Source organism: Polaribacter sp. Z022 (assembly GCF_023555495.1).
Classification (GTDB): domain Bacteria; phylum Bacteroidota; class Bacteroidia; order Flavobacteriales; family Flavobacteriaceae; genus Polaribacter.
Window position 1 is genome coordinate 70,949 of sequence record NZ_JALCZO010000003.1, and the last position, 12,387, is coordinate 83,335.

Genomic DNA, 12,387 nt, shown 5'->3' on the forward strand with positions numbered 1-12,387 from the left:
GCTAATTTACGAATTATAGCACGTTTAAAACTGATTTTAATCAGTTAGTTACGAAAACGTTTTCTAATTAAACAAGTTCTAAATTCCTGTTAAATTATTACTTTGATGACTTAATGTTTTCTATAAATTGATCAAATAAATACTCTGAATCATGAGGTCCTGGACTAGCTTCTGGGTGATACTGTACAGAAAATGCATTCTTATCTTTTATACGAATCCCTGCAACAGTATGATCATTTAAATGCACATGAGAAATTTCTACATTAGCATTTGCTTCTGTTTCTTCTCTATTTATTGCAAATCCATGATTTTGAGAAGTAATTTCTCCTTTACCAGTTACTAAATTCTTTACAGGGTGATTAATACCTCTGTGTCCATTATGCATTTTGTAAGTAGAAATCCCTTGAGATAAAGCTATTACTTGATGACCTAAACAAATACCAAATAAAGGTAAGTTTTTATAAATAATTTCTTTAGCTACTTCTTGAGCTTCAGTAAGAGGTTCTGGATCTCCAGGTCCATTTGATATAAAATATCCATCAGGATTAAATGCTTCTAATTCTGAAAAGCTTGAATTATAAGGAAAAACTTTTATGTAAGCACCTCTTTTAGCAAGGTTTCTTAAAATATTCTTTTTAATACCAATATCTAATGCAGAAATTTTAATATCAGCATTTTCATCTCCAATAAAGTAAGGTTCTTTTGTTGAAACCTTAGAGGCTAACTCTAAACCTTCCATACTAGGAACTTGAGCTAATTGTTTTTTTAATGCATCAATATTGTCTACTTCTGTAGAAATAATTGCATTCATTGCTCCATTATCTCTAATATAAGATACCAATGCTCTGGTATCAACATCAGAAATAGCAACTAAATTATGTTTTTCAAACCAATCTTTTAAGTTACCATCAGAATCTACTCTAGAATGAGTAAAACTAAAATTTCTACAAATTAAACCTGCAATTTTAATTCCATCAGATTCTACTTCTTCATTATTTACACCATAGTTACCTATGTGTGCATTAGTGGCTACCATTAATTGACCAAAATATGATGGATCAGTAAATATTTCTTGATATCCAGTCATTCCTGTATTAAAACAGATTTCTCCAGTAGAAGTTCCTTCTATTCCAACCGATTTTCCATAAAAGATAGTTCCATCTGCTAATAAAACTAAAGCCTTTTTTCGCGTTTGATATTTCATTTATTATAGTGTGTTGTGTTTGCTTATAAATTAGTTAGTGCAAAAATATAAAAAAAGGGATAAACGTAAACGTTTATCCCTTTTATATAAATTAAAAAATTTTCATTTTTTATTCTTCAGATTTTTCTTCTGTTGCTACTTCCTCTACTTGTGGAGCTGCTTTTTTGCTTCTACCTCTACGAGTTGATTTTTTAGCTTTTTTACCTTTAGGGTTATAAATTTCGTTATAATCAACTAATTCAACCATTGCCATAGGAGCGTTATCTCCTTGACGGTTTCCTAATTTGATAATACGAATATATCCTCCTGGTCTATCACCTACTTTTACAGAAATCTCTTTAAATAACTCTGTAACAGCATATTTATCTCTTAAGTAAGAAAATACAATACGTCTGTTGTGAGTAGTATCTGCTTTAGATTTAGTAATTAGTGGCTCAACAAAAACTCTTAAAGCTTTTGCTTTTGCTACTGTAGTGTTAATACGTTTGTGCTCAATTAAAGAACAAGCCATATTAGCTAACATCGCTTTTCTATGCGCTGTTTTTCTTCCTAAGTGATTGTGTTTTTTTCCGTGTCTCATTGTGACGTTTGTTTTACTTTCATCTTGCTCTACCCATTTTGGGGAGCAAAATATGAAAGATTAATCTCTATCTAATTTGTATTTTGTTAAGTCCATTCCGAAACTTAAACCTTTAACAATAACTAATTCTTCTAATTCAGTTAAAGATTTTTTACCAAAGTTTCTAAACTTCATTAAATCGCTTTTATTAAAAGAAACTAAATCTCCTAATGTATCTACTTCTGCAGCTTTTAAACAATTTAAAGCTCTAACAGATAAATCCATATCGATTAATCTAGTTTTTAATAGTTGACGCATATGTAATGATTCCTCATCATATGTTTCAGTTTGTGCAATTTCATCTGCCTCTAAAGTGATACGCTCATCAGAGAATAACATAAAGTGGTGGATTAAAATTTTAGCAGCTTCAGTTAATGCATCTTTAGGATTGATTGATCCATCAGTATCGATATCGAAAACTAATTTTTCATAATCCGTTTTTTGTTCTACACGATAATTTTCGATTGCATATTTAACATTCTTAATTGGTGTGTAAATAGAATCAGTAAAAATTGTTCCTATTGGTGCAGAAGCTTTTTTATTTTCTTCAGCAGGTACAAATCCTCTTCCTTTTTCTATAGTAATTTCTGCATTTAACTTTACAGATTTATCCATATTACAAATAACTAAATCTGGATTCAATACTTGAAAACCTGAGATAAATTTTTGTAAATCTCCAGCAGTAAACTGCTCTTGACCAGATAATGATATAGAAACAGTTTCTCTATCAGTTTCTTCTATTTGTTTCTTAAAACGTACTTGTTTTAAGTTTAAAATAATTTCTGTAACGTCTTCTACAATTCCAGGAACTGTAGAGAATTCGTGCTCAACACCATCAACTCTTAATGATGTAATTGCGAATCCTTCTAAAGATGATAAAAGCACTCTTCTTAAAGCATTACCAACCGTTAAACCAAAACCTGGTTCTAATGGTCTGAACTCAAATCTACCAGAAAAATCTGTAGATTCAATCATAATTACTTTATCAGGCTTTTGAAAATTTAAAATTGCCATATTGTTCTTCGTTTTAATTGTTATTTAGTTGCGCGGTTTATTAGTGTGAAGAAATACTTATAAACCCTTTGGCTAAATACCAATATGATTAATTTATTACTTAGAATATAATTCTACGATTAATTGCTCTTTGAAAGTTTCTGGAATTTGTAATCTTTCTGGTACTTTTACAAAAGTTCCAGTTTTAGTATCAGAATTCCAAGTTAACCATTCGTATACATTGTTGTTAGATGCCAATGCATTTTCAATAGCTACTAATGATTTAGATTTCTCTCTTACAGCTACTACATCTCCTTCTTTTAAACTATAAGAAGGTATGTTAACGATTTCTCCATTAACAGTAATATGTCTATGAGAAACTAATTGACGAGCTCCACTTCTAGAATTAGAAATACCCATTCTAAAAACTACGTTATCTAAACGAGATTCACATAATTGTAATAACACTTCACCTGTAATACCTCCAGCTGCTTGTGCTTTTTTGAATAAGTTACTGAATTGACGCTCTAAAATACCATAAGTATATTTTGCTTTTTGCTTCTCCATTAATTGAGTAGCATATTCAGATTTTTTTCCTCTTCTTCTTGCGTTTCCATGTTGTCCTGGAGGATAGTTTCTTTTTTCAAAGTTTTTATCATCTCCAAAAATTGCTTCACCAAACTTACGAGCAATTTTAGTTTTTGGTCCTGTATATCTTGCCATTTCTTTTTTGTTATAGATAGGGATTATGAATTAAGGCTTTCTCCTTCGATAATCTTATTCCTATCAAGTTAAAATATTTAATTATACTCTTCTTCTCTTAGGTGGACGACATCCATTATGAGGAATTGGTGTAACATCAATAATTTCTGTTACTTCAATACCTGCATTGTGAATTGATCTAATTGCAGACTCTCTACCATTACCTGGTCCTTTTACATAAACTTTTACTTTACGTAAACCTGCTTCTTTTGCAACTGCTGCACAATCTTCTGCTGCTAATTGAGCTGCATATGGAGTATTCTTTTTAGAACCTCTAAAACCCATTTTACCTGCAGATGACCATGAAATAACGTCACCTTTTTTATTTGTTAAAGAAATAATGATATTGTTGAAAGACGCAGTTACGTGTGCCTCACCAATAGCGTCTATTATTACTTTACGCTTTTTTGAACTTGCTTTTGCCATAATTTTTCAGTTTTAGTAACTTAGTTTTCTAATTTTATAGATAATCTATTATTAGATCTTGATTACTTATCTAACTTATTTTTTCTTGTTAGCTACAGTTTTTCTCTTACCTTTTCTTGTACGAGAGTTATTCTTAGTTCTTTGTCCTCTTAATGGAAGACCAAGTCTATGACGAATTCCCCTTTGACAACCGATATCCATCAAACGTTTGATGTTCAACTGTACTTCAGAACGTAATTCTCCTTCAATAGTGAAAGTTCCTACTTGTTCTCTAATTGCTGCGATTTGATCATCTGTCCAATCTTGAACTTTAATGCTCTCATCTACTTTTGCTGCTGCTAAAACTTGTTTAGCTCTACTGTCTCCTATACCAAAGATGTAAGTTAAAGCAATAACTCCTCTTTTATTCTTTGGAATATCAATACCTGCTATTCTTGCCATTACCCTTGTCTTTGTTTAAATCTAGGATTTTGTTTATTAATCACGTATAATCTACCTTTTCTGCGAACTATTTTGCAGTCGGCACTTCTTTTTTTAACTGATGCTCTAACTTTCATCTGTTTTGTTTTTTTAGTATCTGTAAGTAATTCTTGCTTTCGATAAATCGTAAGGACTCATTTCTAATTTTACCTTATCTCCAGGTAATAATTTAATATAATGCATACGCATTTTTCCAGAAATGTGAGCCGTAACAATATGTCCGTTCTCTAACTCTACACGAAACATTGCATTTGATAATGCTTCTGTAATTGTTCCATCTTGTTGAATTGCTGATTGCTTAGCCATATCTATTATTTATTCGATTTTCTATTGCTATTTCCCGCTTTCATTAATCCATCATAATGACGATTTAATAAGTACGAGTTAATCTGTTGCAAAGTATCAATTGCAACTCCTACCATAATTATTAATGATGTACCTCCATAAAACATAGCCCAACTTTGTTGTACTCCAAACTGAACTACAATTGCTGGTAAGATTGATAATCCTGCTAAAAATAACGATCCAGGGAACGTAATTCTAGATAAAACAGAATCTAATCTATCTGCTGTGTCTTTTCCTGGTCTAATACCTGGTATAAAACCACCACTTCTTTTTAAATCTTCTGCCATTTTATTCGTAGGAATAGTAATTGCAGTATAGAAATAACTAAAAATAATAATTAATAATGCAAATATTACATTATACCATAAACCATTAATATCTTGTAAGCTTGCAATTGCTGGAAATCTTTGAGCTAAAGCAACTGGTAAAAACATAATTGCTTGTGCAAAGATTATAGGCATAACACCTGCTGCATTAAGTTTTAGAGGTATATAATCTCTAGAACCTGCAACGTTTTGTATGTTTCCTGCAACTGTTCTTCTGGCATATTGTACTGCTATTTTACGAACGGCAGTTACTAATAGCACAGTTAATAAAATTACTACAAACCAAACAATGATTTCAATTAAAACCATCATAATTCCACCAGCTCCAGCATTTGTTGTTTTTGCAACAAATTCTTGTAAAAATGCTGCTGGAAAGTTAGCTATAATACCTACTGTAATCAATAATGAAATACCATTACCAATTCCTTTGTCTGTAATACGCTCTCCTAACCACATTGCAAATATTGTTCCTGCAGTTAAGATAATGATTGATGATACCCAGAAAGTTGCACCACTTACTAAGAAAGCTTCAGGGCCTAAACCAAACTGAGTTTTTATAGCAGTAATATAAGTAGGAGCTTGTACAAGCGTAATACCTATTGTTAACCATCTAGTTATTTGCGTAATTTTTTTACGTCCACTTTCTCCATCTTTTTGTAATTTCTGTAAATATGGAACCGCAATTCCCATTAATTGAACTACAATAGATGCAGAAATATAAGGCATAATACCAAGTGCCATTACTGACGCTCTAGCAAATGCTCCTCCTGTAAATGCATTTAATAATCCTAAAAGACCTCCATCAGCACTTTCTTTTAAAGCAGCTAACTGTAATGGATCTACTCCTGGTAAAGGAACAGCAGCCATAAAACGGTAAACCGCAATTAAACCGATAGTTAGAAGAATTTTGTTTTTTAATTCTTCAATACTGAAAATGTCTTTTAATCTATTAATAAAATTCATATTTACGGGATCTTATAAAGTAACAGCTTCTCCTCCAGCAGCTTCTATAGCCGCTTTTGCTGATGCTGTAAATTTATTTACAGTTATATTTAATTTAGCTTTTAATTCACCATTACCTAATATTTTTACTAGGTCGTTTTTACCTGCTAAACCATTAGCAACTAAAATTTCTAAATTAACTGTATCGGTTATTTTTCCACTTTCAACTAAAGATTGTAATTTATCTAAGTTGATACCTTGATATTCCTTACGGTTTATATTCGTGAAACCAAACTTTGGTACACGTCTTTGAAGTGGCATTTGCCCTCCTTCAAAACCAATTTTCTTAGAATATCCAGAACGAGATTTCTGTCCATTGTGACCTCTTGTAGCAGTACCACCTTTTCCAGATCCTTCACCTCTTGCAATTCTTTTTCCTTTTTTAATGGAACCTTCTGCTGGTGTTAAATTATGTAAACTCATTTTTTTAAATATCTTATTTAATTTCTTCGAAAGAAACTAAGTGTTTAACTGTATTTACCATACCAACTATAGATGGAGTTGCCTCGTGTACTACAGTTTGATTCATTCTACGTAAACCTAAAGCTTCTAAAGTTCTCTTTTGATTCTTAAGACGCCCGATTTGACTTTTTACTTGTGTAACTTTTATTTTTGCCATCGTTCTTAGATTTATCCGTTAAATACTTTCTCTAAAGAAATTCCTCTTTGTTTAGCAATAGATGCTGCACTACGTAATTGTAATAAAGCGTCAAAAGTTGCTTTAACTACGTTATGAGGATTTGAAGATCCTTGAGATTTAGATAATACATCATGAATACCAACTGCTTCTAATACTGCTCTTACAGCACCACCAGCAATAACCCCTGTACCATGAGATGCAGGCTTAATGAAAACTTTTGCTCCACCAAACTTACCTTTCTGCTCATGAGGTAATGTTGCATCTAAAATAGGAATTCTAACTAAGTTTTTCTTTGCATCTTCAACTGCTTTAGCAATTGCAGAAGAAACATCTTTTGATTTACCTAAACCATGACCTACAACACCATTACCATCTCCTACAACAACAATTGCAGAAAAACCAAAAGCTCTACCACCTTTAGTTACTTTAGTTACACGTTGTACACCTACTAATCTATCTACAAGCTCTAATCCGCTTGGTTTTACTCTTTCTACGTTTTTATATCCTTGCATAATTTCTTAAAATTTTAAACCTGCTTCTCTTGCAGCGTCAGCTAATACTTTAACTCTACCGTGGTATAAATATCCGTTTCTATCAAAAGCAACTGTTTCTACTCCTGCTTTAACAGCCTTTTCAGCGATTGCTTTACCAACTGCAGTAGCTGCTTCAGATTTAGTAGTTGCTTTAATTTCTTTATTTCTAGATGAAACTGAAGCTAATGTTACTCCGTTTACATCATCAACTAGTTGAGCATAAATTTCTTTGTTACTTCTATAAACCGATAATCTTGGTTTTGTAGCAGTACCAGAGATAATTTTTCTGATTCTTTGCTTAATTCTAGTTCTTCTTTGTAGCTTTGATAATGCCATAATACTATATATTATGCAGATTTACCTGCTTTTCTTCTTAATACTTCACCAACAAACTTAACTCCTTTTCCTTTGTAAGGCTCTGGAGTTCTGAAAGAACGAATCTTTGCAGCAACTTGACCAACTAATTGTTTGTCAAAAGAAGATAATTTAATGATTGGGTTTTTCCCTTTCTCTGATACTGTTTCAACTTTAACCTCTGGAGCTAAGTTTAAAACTATATTATGAGAGAAACCTAAAGCTAAGTCTAATTTTTGTCCTTGATTAGAAGCTCTATAACCAACTCCAACCAATTCTAGTTCTTTAGTCCATCCTTTAGAAACACCTTCAATCATATTATTGATTAAAGCTCTCATTAAACCATGTTGTGCTTTATGGTCTTTACTTTCTGATGCTCTATCTAATGTAATAGTTGCATCTTCAATGTTAACTGTAATTCCTTCAGAAATTGTTTGAGATAATTCTCCTAATTTTCCTTTTACAGTTATTACGTTGTCTTTAATGTTTACATCTACACCTTGTGCGATGCTAACTGGGTTTTTTCCAATTCTACTCATCTCTAAGGCTTAATAAACGTAACATAAAACTTCTCCTCCAACATTTTCTTGACGTGCTTTTTTGTTTGTCATTACACCTTTAGATGTAGAAACAATAGCAATTCCAAGTCCGTTTAATACTCTTGGCATCTCTGAAGAGCCAACGTATTTACGTAAACCTGGTGTACTGATTCGTTGAATTTTTCTAATTACTGACTCTTTTGTGTCTTTGTCATATTTTAAAGCTATCTTAATAGTTCCTTGAACTTTATCGTCATTGAACTGGTAACTTAAAATATACCCTTGATCAAACAAAATTTTAGTCATTTCCTTCTTCAAATTTGAAGCTGGAATTTCTACTACTCTGTGTCCTGCTGCGATAGCATTTCTTACTCTAGTAAGAAAATCCGCGATTGGATCTGTATACATATTAATATAAAATTGCGATTACGGTTTTCAATTACCTCTATTTATGCTACAGATTTCTCTGTGATAAATGAACCTATAATCAGTTAAAATTCTTATACTCAAAAAAAATAGAGCGTGCAAAGATACACATTCTATTTTTATTTTTAAGCTTTATTTAAAATTTCTACCAACTAGCCTTTTTAACTCCTGGTATTAATCCTTGATTTGCCATTTCACGAAAAGTAACACGTGATATACCAAATTGTCTCATGTATCCTTTTGGACGTCCAGTAAGTTTACATCTATTGTGCATTCTTATTGGTGAAGCATTCTTTGGTAATTTTTGCAATGCTTCATAGTCTCCAGCTTCTTTTAAAGCTTTTCTCTTTTCTGCATATTTTGCAACAACTGCTGCTCTTTTACGCTCACGCGCTTTCATTGATTCTTTAGCCATTTCTTAATTTTTTTTGAATGGTAAACCTAATTCTCCTAATAATGATTTAGCTTCTTTGTCAGTATTTGCAGATGTTACAAAAGTAATATCCATACCACTGATTTTTTTAACTTGATCAATATTAATTTCTGGGTAGATGATTTGTTCAGTAATTCCTAAATTGTAATTACCTCTTCCATCAAATCCATTAGCTTTTATACCGTTAAAGTCTCTTACGCGAGGTAAAGAAGCAGTAACTAATCTATCTAAAAACTCATACATTTTATCTCCACGTAAAGTAACTTTAACACCAATTGGCATTCCTTTACGTAATTTAAATGATGCAACATCTTTTTTAGACATTGTTGAAACAGCTTTTTGACCTGTAATTTTAGTCAACTCTTCAACAGCATAATCTATTAATTTCTTATCTGCAATTGCAGCACCTACACCTTTAGAAACAACTATTTTTTCTAATTTAGGTACTTGCATTACATTCTTATAACTGAATTCTTCAGTAAGAGCTTTCATAACTCTTTCTTTGTATTCTGCTTTTAATCTTGGTACGTAACTCATGATTATTCTTATTTTTTAGTTTTTTTAGAGACTCTAGTTTTAGCATCTCCATCAACTTGATAACCTACTCTTACAGCTACACCATCTTCTACTAACATAACGTTAGAAATATGTAATGAAGCTTCTTTTTTTACAATACCACCTTGAGGGTTTTGAGCGCTTGGTTTAGTGTGCTTAGAAACTAAATTTACACCTTCAACTAACACTCTATCCTTATCTTTGATAATTTGTAAAACTTTACCTTCTGATCCTTTATGATCTCCTGCAATTACTTTTACAGTATCTCCTGATTTTAATTTGAACTTCTTCATCTTATATAATGATTTAAAGCACTTCAGGTGCTAATGATACTATTTTCATGAATTGTTTTTCACGAAGCTCACGTGCAACAGGTCCGAATACACGAGTTCCTCTCATTTCCTCTGTAGGATTTAAAAGTACACAAGCGTTATCATCAAATCTAATATAAGACCCGTCTTTACGTCTAACTTCTTTTTTAGTTCTTACAACAACTGCTCTAGATACTTGACCTTTTTTTACAGTTCCGTTAGGAGTTGCAGATTTAACAGATACAACAATTTTGTCTCCAATACTTGCGTAACGTTTTTTTGTTCCTCCTAAAACTCTAATTACTAAAACTTCTTTAGCTCCAGTATTATCTGCTACTTTTAATCTTGATTCTGTCTGTAACATATTATTTAGCTCTTTCTAGGATTTCTACTAATCTCCAACGTTTAGATTTACTCATAGGTCTAGTTTCCATGATCCTAACAGTATCTCCTTCGTTGCAATCATTCTTTTCGTCGTGTGCAACATACTTTTTCGTTTTTAATACGAACTTACCGTACATTGGGTGCTTTACTCTTTTAGTTTCAGAAACAACAATAGATTTCTCCATTTTGCTACTAGAAACAACACCAATTCTCTCTTTTCTAAGATTTCTTTTTTCCATCTTTAAAACTGACTATAGAATTATTGTAATTCTCTTTTTGTTAATTCTGTTGCAATTCTTGCTACAGTTCTTCTTAAGCTTCTCAATTGCAATGGATTCTCCAAAGGAGTGATTGCATGAGCCATCTTAAGATCAGTATAATTCTTTTGCAACGCTCCAAGCTTCTCTTGTAAATCTGCTATAGATAATTCTTTAATTTCTGATTGTTTCATTTTCTTTAGAATTATGCGTTAATATCAAAATCTCTTGCTATTACAAACTTCGTTTTTACTGGAAGTTTTTGAGCTGCTAAACGTAAAGCTTCTTTTGCTACATTCATTGGTACTCCACCAACTTCAAACAAAATTCTACCTGGTTTAATAACTGCAACAAAATGATCTGGTGCTCCTTTACCCTTACCCATACGTACCTCTAAAGGCTTTTTAGTGATTGGCTTGTCTGGAAAAATCTTAATCCATAACTGCCCTTCTCTTTTCATATGACGAGTTGCCGCGATACGAGCTGCTTCTATTTGACGAGAAGTTAATAAGTTCTGGTCTAAAGATTTAATACCAAACATTCCATTAGAAAGTTGATTTCCTCTTTGAGAATTCCCAGTCATATTCCCTTTCGCCTTCTGTACCTTACGGTATTTTACTCTTTTTGGCTGTAACATTTTTAATTTCTAATTTTAAAAATTATTTTCTTCTACGAGGTTGACGCTTTGATCTATCACCTCCTTTATTACCACCTTGCTTTTTAGACAAGCCAACTAATGGAGACAATTCTCTTTTACCATAAACCTCACCCTTCATAATCCATACTTTAATACCTAATCTTCCGTATTGAGTATGAGCTTCTACAAGTGCATAATCGATATCAGCTCTAAAAGTAGAAAGAGGAATTCTTCCTTCTTTATAGTGCTCAGAACGTGCCATTTCTGCTCCATTTAAACGACCTGATAACTGAACTTTAATTCCTTCAGCATTCATTCGCATTGTAGCTTGAATAGCCATCTTTGTAGCTCTCTTATAAGAAATTCTATTTTCAATTTGACGTGCAATACTAGTTGCAACTAATTTTGCATCTAATTCTGGACGTTTAATTTCAAAAATGTTAATTTGAACTTCTTTACCAGTAATTTTTTTAAGCTCTTCTTTTAACTTGTCTACCTCTTGACCTCCTTTACCAATAATGATACCTGGACGTGCTGTAGTGATAGTAACGGTTACAAGTTTTAAAGTACGCTCTATAATTACTCTAGAAACACTTGCTTTAGATAATCTAGCATTTACATACTTTCTTATCTTATCATCTTCAGCAATTTTATCTCCGTAGTCATTACCACCATACCAGTTAGATTCCCAACCTCTGATGATTCCTAAACGATTCCCAATTGGATTTGTTTTTTGTCCCATTTCTACTTTGATTAATTACTTAAATTTTTACTACCTAACTCTAAAGTAACGTGATTAGATCTCTTACGAATTCTATGAGCACGCCCTTGTGGAGCTGGTCTTAATCTTTTTAACATTCCTGCGCTATCTACACAAATAGATTTTACAAATAACCCAGCGTCTTCAATAGATGCATCCTCATTTTTAGCTTGCCAGTTTGCAATTGCAGACAACAACAATTTTTCTAAGTTGATAGATGCTTCTTTAGGACTGAACTTTAAGATTTGTAAAGCTTTTTCAACTTCAACACCTCTTACTTGATCTGCTACTAAACGCATTTTTCTTGGTGACGTAGGACAGTTTGTAAGCTTCGCGAAAGCACGTTGCTTTCTATCTGCTTTTAACTGATCTGCCATATTTTTTTTACGAACTCCCATTTC

General features: G+C 32.2%; 24 protein-coding genes. All 24 read right to left on the reverse strand.

Annotated elements, in window-relative coordinates:
* Positions 1-97: 97 nt before the first annotated feature.
* Positions 98-1,204 (reverse strand): glutamine-hydrolyzing carbamoyl-phosphate synthase small subunit, encoded by a 1,107-nt coding sequence (carA, locus tag MPF13_RS07155; protein ID WP_249981677.1) that lies wholly within the window; start codon positions 1,202-1,204, stop codon positions 98-100.
* 109 nt (positions 1,205-1,313) lie between these two features.
* Positions 1,314-1,784, reverse strand: coding sequence for a 50S ribosomal protein L17 (gene rplQ / locus MPF13_RS07160; RefSeq protein WP_249981678.1), 471 nt, complete (start codon positions 1,782-1,784; stop codon positions 1,314-1,316).
* A gap of 60 nt (positions 1,785-1,844) precedes the next feature.
* Positions 1,845-2,837 carry a DNA-directed RNA polymerase subunit alpha gene (locus MPF13_RS07165; protein ID WP_249981679.1) on the reverse strand — a complete coding sequence of 331 codons (993 nt, stop codon included), beginning with the start codon at positions 2,835-2,837 and terminating at the stop codon, positions 1,845-1,847.
* A 96-nt stretch (positions 2,838-2,933) separates the two neighbouring features.
* On the reverse strand, positions 2,934-3,539 hold the full coding sequence (gene rpsD / locus MPF13_RS07170; RefSeq protein ID WP_249981680.1) for a 30S ribosomal protein S4: 606 nt from the start codon (positions 3,537-3,539) through the stop codon (positions 2,934-2,936).
* A gap of 81 nt (positions 3,540-3,620) precedes the next feature.
* Complete coding sequence (rpsK, locus tag MPF13_RS07175) at positions 3,621-4,004, reverse strand: 30S ribosomal protein S11 (protein ID WP_249981681.1); 384 nt, start codon at positions 4,002-4,004, stop codon at positions 3,621-3,623.
* Between the two features lie 75 nt (positions 4,005-4,079).
* Entirely contained in the window at positions 4,080-4,445 is a 366-nt protein-coding gene (gene rpsM / locus MPF13_RS07180) for a 30S ribosomal protein S13 (protein WP_249981682.1), read from the reverse strand.
* Positions 4,445-4,561 (reverse strand): type B 50S ribosomal protein L36, encoded by a 117-nt coding sequence (ykgO, locus tag MPF13_RS07185; RefSeq protein ID WP_004568720.1) that lies wholly within the window; start codon positions 4,559-4,561, stop codon positions 4,445-4,447. Before ykgO ends, rpsM begins: the two co-directional genes overlap by 1 nt.
* A gap of 13 nt (positions 4,562-4,574) precedes the next feature.
* Positions 4,575-4,790 carry a translation initiation factor IF-1 gene (infA, locus tag MPF13_RS07190; protein WP_004568721.1) on the reverse strand — a complete coding sequence of 72 codons (216 nt, stop codon included), beginning with the start codon at positions 4,788-4,790 and terminating at the stop codon, positions 4,575-4,577.
* Between the two features lie 5 nt (positions 4,791-4,795).
* The gene (gene secY, locus MPF13_RS07195) at positions 4,796-6,118 is read right to left on the reverse strand and encodes a preprotein translocase subunit SecY (protein WP_249981683.1); all 1,323 of its coding nucleotides are present in this window, start codon (positions 6,116-6,118) and stop codon (positions 4,796-4,798) included.
* 12 nt (positions 6,119-6,130) lie between these two features.
* Positions 6,131-6,580, reverse strand: coding sequence for a 50S ribosomal protein L15 (gene rplO, locus MPF13_RS07200; protein ID WP_249981684.1), 450 nt, complete (start codon positions 6,578-6,580; stop codon positions 6,131-6,133).
* 13 nt (positions 6,581-6,593) lie between these two features.
* Entirely contained in the window at positions 6,594-6,776 is a 183-nt protein-coding gene (gene rpmD, locus MPF13_RS07205; RefSeq protein WP_249981685.1) for a 50S ribosomal protein L30, read from the reverse strand.
* 11 nt (positions 6,777-6,787) lie between these two features.
* A complete protein-coding gene (gene rpsE, locus MPF13_RS07210) occupies positions 6,788-7,312 on the reverse strand; it encodes a 30S ribosomal protein S5 (protein ID WP_249982319.1) in 525 nt (174 codons plus the stop codon).
* Positions 7,313-7,315: 3 nt separating this feature from the next.
* Entirely contained in the window at positions 7,316-7,666 is a 351-nt protein-coding gene (gene rplR / locus MPF13_RS07215) for a 50S ribosomal protein L18 (protein ID WP_249981686.1), read from the reverse strand.
* An 11-nt stretch (positions 7,667-7,677) separates the two neighbouring features.
* A complete protein-coding gene (gene rplF, locus MPF13_RS07220) occupies positions 7,678-8,223 on the reverse strand; it encodes a 50S ribosomal protein L6 (protein WP_249981687.1) in 546 nt (181 codons plus the stop codon).
* A gap of 9 nt (positions 8,224-8,232) precedes the next feature.
* Positions 8,233-8,631, reverse strand: a complete 399-nt coding sequence (gene rpsH / locus MPF13_RS07225) for a 30S ribosomal protein S8 (protein ID WP_249981688.1) — start codon at positions 8,629-8,631, stop codon at positions 8,233-8,235.
* Between the two features lie 163 nt (positions 8,632-8,794).
* Positions 8,795-9,064: a 30S ribosomal protein S14 gene (gene rpsN, locus MPF13_RS07230; RefSeq protein WP_249981689.1), complete on the reverse strand. Its 270-nt coding sequence runs from the start codon at positions 9,062-9,064 to the stop codon at positions 8,795-8,797.
* 3 nt (positions 9,065-9,067) lie between these two features.
* Positions 9,068-9,619, reverse strand: a complete 552-nt coding sequence (rplE, locus tag MPF13_RS07235; protein ID WP_249981690.1) for a 50S ribosomal protein L5 — start codon at positions 9,617-9,619, stop codon at positions 9,068-9,070.
* Between the two features lie 8 nt (positions 9,620-9,627).
* Positions 9,628-9,930, reverse strand: coding sequence for a 50S ribosomal protein L24 (gene rplX, locus MPF13_RS07240; protein WP_249981691.1), 303 nt, complete (start codon positions 9,928-9,930; stop codon positions 9,628-9,630).
* Positions 9,931-9,943: 13 nt separating this feature from the next.
* Positions 9,944-10,312 carry a 50S ribosomal protein L14 gene (gene rplN, locus MPF13_RS07245; protein ID WP_015482230.1) on the reverse strand — a complete coding sequence of 123 codons (369 nt, stop codon included), beginning with the start codon at positions 10,310-10,312 and terminating at the stop codon, positions 9,944-9,946.
* Between the two features lies 1 nt (position 10,313).
* On the reverse strand, positions 10,314-10,571 hold the full coding sequence (rpsQ, locus tag MPF13_RS07250; RefSeq protein ID WP_091891527.1) for a 30S ribosomal protein S17: 258 nt from the start codon (positions 10,569-10,571) through the stop codon (positions 10,314-10,316).
* A 20-nt stretch (positions 10,572-10,591) separates the two neighbouring features.
* On the reverse strand, positions 10,592-10,783 hold the full coding sequence (gene rpmC / locus MPF13_RS07255; protein ID WP_249981692.1) for a 50S ribosomal protein L29: 192 nt from the start codon (positions 10,781-10,783) through the stop codon (positions 10,592-10,594).
* 11 nt (positions 10,784-10,794) lie between these two features.
* Positions 10,795-11,226 carry a 50S ribosomal protein L16 gene (rplP, locus tag MPF13_RS07260; protein WP_249981693.1) on the reverse strand — a complete coding sequence of 144 codons (432 nt, stop codon included), beginning with the start codon at positions 11,224-11,226 and terminating at the stop codon, positions 10,795-10,797.
* 22 nt (positions 11,227-11,248) lie between these two features.
* Positions 11,249-11,968, reverse strand: a complete 720-nt coding sequence (gene rpsC, locus MPF13_RS07265; protein ID WP_249981694.1) for a 30S ribosomal protein S3 — start codon at positions 11,966-11,968, stop codon at positions 11,249-11,251.
* 11 nt (positions 11,969-11,979) lie between these two features.
* Positions 11,980-12,384 carry a 50S ribosomal protein L22 gene (gene rplV, locus MPF13_RS07270; protein WP_249981695.1) on the reverse strand — a complete coding sequence of 135 codons (405 nt, stop codon included), beginning with the start codon at positions 12,382-12,384 and terminating at the stop codon, positions 11,980-11,982.
* Between the last annotated feature and the right edge of the window lie 3 nt (positions 12,385-12,387).